This window comes from Spirillospora sp. NPDC049652 (assembly GCF_040675125.1).
In the GTDB taxonomy this organism is placed as follows: domain Bacteria; phylum Actinomycetota; class Actinomycetes; order Streptosporangiales; family Streptosporangiaceae; genus Spirillospora.
On the sequence record NZ_JBFAOF010000485.1, the window covers coordinates 1 to 5,362 of the forward strand.

The window sequence follows — 5,362 nt, forward strand, 5'->3', positions numbered from 1 at the left end:
GGCGATCCCGAGGCGTTCGCCGCGGGGCTCCGCAGCCGGGGAGGGCGCGCGGGGGCGCGCTCGGACACGTCCCCGGACGCGCCCGTGGTCGGCGTCCACCGGCGGCACGGCCCGGTCGCGGCGGTACGGCGCTGGCGCCACCGCCGCCGCCGGGCGCGCCGGCTCCGCTAGCGGCTTCCGCCGGTGGCGGCACGCCGTGGCGGTACGGCCGGTGGCGGCGCGCTTCGATAGCGGCACAAGGGGGGAAACATGAACGGAGTCTCGATCTGGTCCATGGTGGGCCTCGCCTTCGGGACGGCCCTCGGCTTCGCCGGAGTGATCGGCGGGCTGGGCGGGTTCCTGCTGGTCCTGGTGCTCGGTGTGGTCGGCCTGCTGGTCGGGCGCGCCGTCGCGGGTGAGATCGACCTCGCCGGGGTGTGGGACTCGCTCGGCAACCAGCGGAAGCGGCCGAACATATGAGCCGCGCGGCGCCCGCCGCCGCGGCGCGGGAGCAGGACGCTCCCGCGCCCGCGTCCGGCCGCGGCTCGACACTGATCACCGACCGGGTGATCACGCGCCTGGTCGGCCGGGCGGCGGGCGAGGCGGCCGGGGCGCACGGGCTGGAGCGGTCGGTCCTCGGCAGGCGCGTCGGGGGCCGCGGCGAGACCCGCGCCCGCGTCACCGTGGACGGCGACCGGGTGTCGGCGCACGTGGCCGCGTCGGTCGAGTACCCGACGCCGGTGCGGCAGGTGGCGCGCCGCATCCGCGAGCTGGTCGGGACGCGGGTCCGCGAGCTGACCGGGATGACCGTCGAGCGGGTGGACGTCGAGGTCGCCGCCTTCGACCAGCCGGACGGCGACGGCGCACGCGGCGGGGACGGCGGGCGCGGGCAGAGGCGGCTCCTGTGACCGGACGCCGCGAGAGAAGGGAACCGACATGACCACGCACGCCGGCCGGTGGCCGGCTTCGCGCACGTCCGCGACCGCCGACGCCCCGGTGGGGAAGGGCACGGCGGCCGCGCGCGCGGCGCGTTCGGCGTTCCGGCCGCGCCGCATCGTCACGTCGCTCATCGCGGCCGTGATCCTGACCGCCGCCGGGACGATCACCGCGATCGAGGTGGTGTCCGGCGTGGCCGGGCATCCGGCGAAGCTCGTGCCGTACACGCGGGTCGCGCACTGGATGCAGAACACGCCCTGGACGCACTGGGGCGTGCTGGCGATCAGCGCCGCGCTCGTGCTCGTCGGCCTGTGGTTCCTACTGGCCGGGCTGATCCCGGGACGGCCCCGGGTCGTCCCGCTGCGCGGCGAGGACCGGGACCTGGCGATGGCGCTCACGCGCGGCGGGCTCCGCAACACGCTGGCGGCGGCGGCCGAGGACGTCCCGGACGCCTCGCACGCGCAGGTCTCGCTCGGCCGCCACAAGGTGAAGGTGTACGTGCGCTGCCCGTCCCATCTGGCGGACGCGGTGTCGGAGCAGGTCCGGCGGTCCGTCGAAGGGCGGCTGGACGAGATCCGCCCGCTGACGAAGTACAAGGTCGCCGTCAAGCCGCTGACCGGGAAGGGATGAGCCAATGGACCGCCATGCCGCGCGCGTCAACCGTGTCCTGCTCGTCCTGACCGGGCTGCTGCTGGCCGTCGCCGGGGGGCTCGGCCTCGCGCTCGGGCTGCGCGCCTTCGGCGGCGCGCGGGCGCACCAGCACGTCCTCAGCGGGCAGACGCGGCACTTCGCGTCGGCGCACGGCTGGTACTGGCCCGTCGTCGGCGCCGTGGCGGTCCTCCTCGCGATCATCGGCGTCGCTTGGCTGCTCGCGCAGGGACGCTCGGACCGCCTCGGCGGGGTCGTCTTGGACGAGGGCGAGCACACGGGTCGGACGATCGTCCCCGCCGGGACGGTCACGACCGCGCTCCAGGACGACATCCAGGAGGTGCCGGGCGTCCACGCGGCGCGGGTGCGGTTGTCGGGCAAGCCGTCCGCGCCGACGCTGCGGGTGAACGTCGCGTACGACCGCCGCGCCGACCTGCTGGAACTGCGCAACCGCATCCGGGATTCGGCGCTCTCGCGGCTGCGCGGCGCGCTCGAACTGGAGCGGATGCCCGCCGTCGTCCGGCTGCGCCTGGTGACCGGCGACGAGCGCCGGACCGTCGAGTGAACCCGGACGTTCCGGCACCCGCCGGCCGCTGACGGCGACGGGCGGCGGCTGACGGCGCGTCCGGAATGCGCGATGATGCCCTGCCATGAGCGAAGAGATGGCAGGGAACGTGGCGGCGTTCGAGCAGACCGTCCGGTCGACGATCGCGCTGGCCGGGACGTTCGGCGACGAGGACTGGGACCGGCCGACCGAACTGCCCGGCTGGACGGTCAAGGACATCGTGTCGCACCTGGTCGGCGTCGAGACGCTGCTGTCCGGCGGCGATCCCGCGCCCGGCCACACGCTCCCGGACGACCTGCCGCACGTCCGCAACGCCCTCGGCCGGGCGGTGGAGCCCGCCGTGGACCACCGGCGCGGCACCCCGGGCCCGGAGGTGCTCGCGGAGCTGCGCGCGGTCCTGGACCTGCGGATGGAGCAGCTCCCGGAGACCGACCCCGAGCAGCGCGTGATGCTGCCGGTGGGGCGCGAGGGCAGCTACACCGAGCTGATGGCGTTCCGCGCGTTCGACTGCTGGGCGCACGAGCAGGACATCCGGCGCGCGGTCGGGCGGCCCGGCAACCTGGACGCCCCGGCCGCCGAGCGCACGCTGCGGATCGTCGAGCGCGGCCTGCCGATGATCGTCGCCAAGCGCGCCGGCGCGGCCCCGGGGACGGCCGTGACGTTCGAGGTCACCGGCCCGGTCGCGTTCACCCACCACGTGACGGTCGGCGCGGACGGACGCGCGGACTTCGCCCCGGCGGCGGGGGAGGGCGCGACCGTCCTGCGGATGGACTGGGAGACCTTCCTGCGCCTGGTGACCGGCCGCTGCGCCGGGATCGAGGTGACCGTCGGGATCAGCGGGGACGAGGCGCTCGCCGGACGCGTCCTCGGGGCGATGGCCCTGGCACCTTGACGACACCTTTGTCCGTGTAATCCCCAAAATCACCCATCTGGCGCCTAGCGTGTCTTGTACCCGCTGACGTCGAAGGCGAAGTGGAGGTGCGCGCGCTTGCTTGAACACCAGGTGACCGACGGCTCCCCGCGGGAGCCCTTCGACCGAGGGAGGCGCAATCTGGACGACTTCCCAACGGGCCCCTTCCACTGAGCGGCCCGAGCGGCCCGGAGGTCGTGTCCAACCGCCATGGCCTCCGGCCGCTACCCGTATTTCGCACTGTCCGGGCGCCCGGGACGAGCAACACCGTCCCGGGCGCCTTGCGTTGCCCGGTGTTGTGACGCGGCCCACGCGGATAGTGGGTTGGAAAATCCAACTCACAGCGCCACTCTTGAGTTGGAAAATCCAACCAAGGAGGCAAGGCCATGCGTGACGCGGTGATCGTCGAGGCCGTCCGGACCCCGATCGGCAAGGGGAAGCCCAACGGCGCGCTGCACGGGGACCACCCGGTGGACCTCCTCGCCCGCACCCTGAAGGCGCTGGTCGAGCGCGCGGGCATCGACCCGTCCGCCGTGGACGACGTGATCGGCGGCGTGGTCACCCAGGCCGGGGAGCAGGCGCTCAACCTGACCCGCAACGCCGTCCTCGCCGCCGGGTTCCCCGAGTCGGTGCCCGCCACCACCGTGGACCGGCAGTGCGGCTCGTCCCAGCAGGCCCTGCACTTCGCCGCGCAGGGTGTGATCTCCGGCGCGTACGACGTCGCGATCGCGTGCGGCGTCGAGTCGATGTCCCGCGTCCCGATGGGGTCGGCCGTCCTGCCGGGCAGCGACCCGTTCGGCCCGATGCTCGCCGAGCGCTACCCCGAGGGCCTGGTCGGGCAGGGGATCAGCGCCGAGCTGATCGCCGCCCGCTGGAAGCTCAGCCGCGCCGAGCTCGACGCGTTCGCCACCGACTCCCACCGCCGCGCCGCGGCCGCCTGGGAGGCCGGCGCCTTCGACCGCGAACTCGCCTGGCCCGGACGGGACGAGTCGGTCCGCCCGGCCACCACCCCGGAGGTCCTCGCCGGCCTGAAGCCCGCCTACCACTACGAGGCGGCGGCCGAGCGCTTCCCGGAGATCGGGTGGAACATCACGGCGGGCAACGCGTCCCCGATCAACGACGGCGCCGCCGCCGTCCTCGTCATGAGCCGCGAGGCCGCCGAGCGCCTCGGCCTGCGCCCCCGCGCCCGCTTCCACACCTTCGCCGTCGCGGGCGACGACCCGCTGCTGATGCTCACCGCGATCATCCCCGCCACCGCCAAGGCCCTCGCCCGCTCCGGCCTGGGCATCGACGACATCGACCTGTTCGAGGTGAACGAGGCGTTCTCGCCGGTCGTCCTCGCCTGGCTCCGCGAGACCGGCGCCGACCCGGCCAGGACCAACGTCCGCGGCGGCGCGATCGCCCTCGGCCACCCCCTCGGCGCGAGCGGCGCCCGCATCATGACGACCCTCCTGCACGCCCTGGAGGACACCGGCGGACGGTACGGCCTCCAGACCATGTGCGAGGCGGGCGGCCTGGCCAACGCCACCATCATCGAACGCCTCTAGCAGCGCCTACCATGAGCGACATGCCGCCGAAGGAGGCCGACCCGAGGCCCTGCTCCATCGCCGACACCCTGGAACTGATCGGCGAACGCTGGTCGGTCCTGGTCGTCCGCGAACTCCTGCACGGCGTCCGGCGCTTCGACGGCATCGCCTACAACACCGGCGCGTCCCGGGACATCCTGACGGCGCGCCTGCGCAAACTCGAACGCTCGGGGATCCTCTACCGCGAGCGGTACAGCGAACGTCCGGCCCGGTACGAGTACCACCTCACCGAGGCCGGACGCGAGCTGGGCGACGTCCTGATGCTCCTGGTCAAGTGGGGCGACCGCCACATCAACCAGGACGACCCGCCCGTCGTCTGGACCCACTCCTGCGGCGCCGACCTCGTCCCCGAGGTCGTCTGCGCCGCCTGCGGCGAGCCCGCCCGCGAAGGCGCCCACTCCCCCCACGGCCGAGGCGTCCGCCCGGTCTCCTGACGGCCCCTGCCCTCGGCCTCCAGCAGGGTGTCGGCGAGGACTTCGGCGGACGAAGCGCTGACCAGGACGACACCCGCCGCGCGCCAGACCGCACGGTCGTCCACGAAGACGTCCCACTGCGGAAAGGCTTCGCGCAGTGCGTGGAGCAGGAGGCCGCGGCCGGTCACTGGGCGTCCAGGACGGCGAACACGACCTTGCCTCCGCCCCCACGGGCGCGGACGCCCCACGCGAGGGTCATCAGCTCGACCATGGCCAGCCCGCGCCCGGACGTCCCGTCCAGGGTGAGCGGCTGGACGACGGGCTG

7 protein-coding genes are annotated in these 5,362 nt (G+C 74.4%); all 7 read left to right on the forward strand.

The features are described 5' to 3' along the window. The first annotated feature begins 264 nt into the window (after positions 1–264). Positions 265–459 carry a hypothetical protein gene (locus AB0J52_RS25795; protein WP_500184841.1) on the forward strand — a complete coding sequence of 65 codons (195 nt, stop codon included), beginning with the start codon at positions 265–267 and terminating at the stop codon, positions 457–459. Further along, positions 456–887, forward strand: a complete 432-nt coding sequence (locus AB0J52_RS25800; protein ID WP_500184832.1) for an Asp23/Gls24 family envelope stress response protein — start codon at positions 456–458, stop codon at positions 885–887. Before AB0J52_RS25795 ends, AB0J52_RS25800 begins: the two co-directional genes overlap by 4 nt. 28 nt (positions 888–915) lie before the next feature. Further along, on the forward strand, positions 916–1,545 hold the full coding sequence (locus AB0J52_RS25805) for a DUF6286 domain-containing protein (RefSeq protein ID WP_500184834.1): 630 nt from the start codon (positions 916–918) through the stop codon (positions 1,543–1,545). 4 nt (positions 1,546–1,549) lie between these two features. Then, positions 1,550–2,128, forward strand: a complete 579-nt coding sequence (locus AB0J52_RS25810) for an Asp23/Gls24 family envelope stress response protein (protein ID WP_500184835.1) — start codon at positions 1,550–1,552, stop codon at positions 2,126–2,128. Between the two features lie 85 nt (positions 2,129–2,213). Beyond that, the gene (locus tag AB0J52_RS25815; protein WP_500184837.1) at positions 2,214–3,020 is read left to right on the forward strand and encodes a maleylpyruvate isomerase family mycothiol-dependent enzyme; all 807 of its coding nucleotides are present in this window, start codon (positions 2,214–2,216) and stop codon (positions 3,018–3,020) included. 404 nt (positions 3,021–3,424) lie between these two features. Continuing rightward, entirely contained in the window at positions 3,425–4,585 is a 1,161-nt protein-coding gene (locus AB0J52_RS25820; RefSeq protein ID WP_500184838.1) for an acetyl-CoA C-acyltransferase, read from the forward strand. A 20-nt stretch (positions 4,586–4,605) separates the two neighbouring features. After that, positions 4,606–5,058: a winged helix-turn-helix transcriptional regulator gene (locus tag AB0J52_RS25825; RefSeq protein WP_500184839.1), complete on the forward strand. Its 453-nt coding sequence runs from the start codon at positions 4,606–4,608 to the stop codon at positions 5,056–5,058. The last annotated feature ends 304 nt before the right edge of the window (positions 5,059–5,362 follow it).

Excerpts from the sequence above, each read along its gene's own strand:
- AB0J52_RS25825 (WP_500184839.1), top strand. The coding sequence starts at position 4,606 with ATGCCGCCGAAGGAGGCCGACCCGAGGCCCTGCTCCATCGCCGACACC.
- AB0J52_RS25805 (WP_500184834.1), top strand. The coding sequence starts at position 916 with ATGACCACGCACGCCGGCCGGTGGCCGGCTTCGCGCACGTCCGCGACC.
- AB0J52_RS25800 (WP_500184832.1), top strand. The coding sequence starts at position 456 with ATGAGCCGCGCGGCGCCCGCCGCCGCGGCGCGGGAGCAGGACGCTCCC.
- AB0J52_RS25820 (WP_500184838.1), top strand. The coding sequence starts at position 3,425 with ATGCGTGACGCGGTGATCGTCGAGGCCGTCCGGACCCCGATCGGCAAG.
- AB0J52_RS25810 (WP_500184835.1), top strand. The coding sequence starts at position 1,550 with ATGGACCGCCATGCCGCGCGCGTCAACCGTGTCCTGCTCGTCCTGACC.
- AB0J52_RS25815 (WP_500184837.1), top strand. The coding sequence starts at position 2,214 with ATGAGCGAAGAGATGGCAGGGAACGTGGCGGCGTTCGAGCAGACCGTC.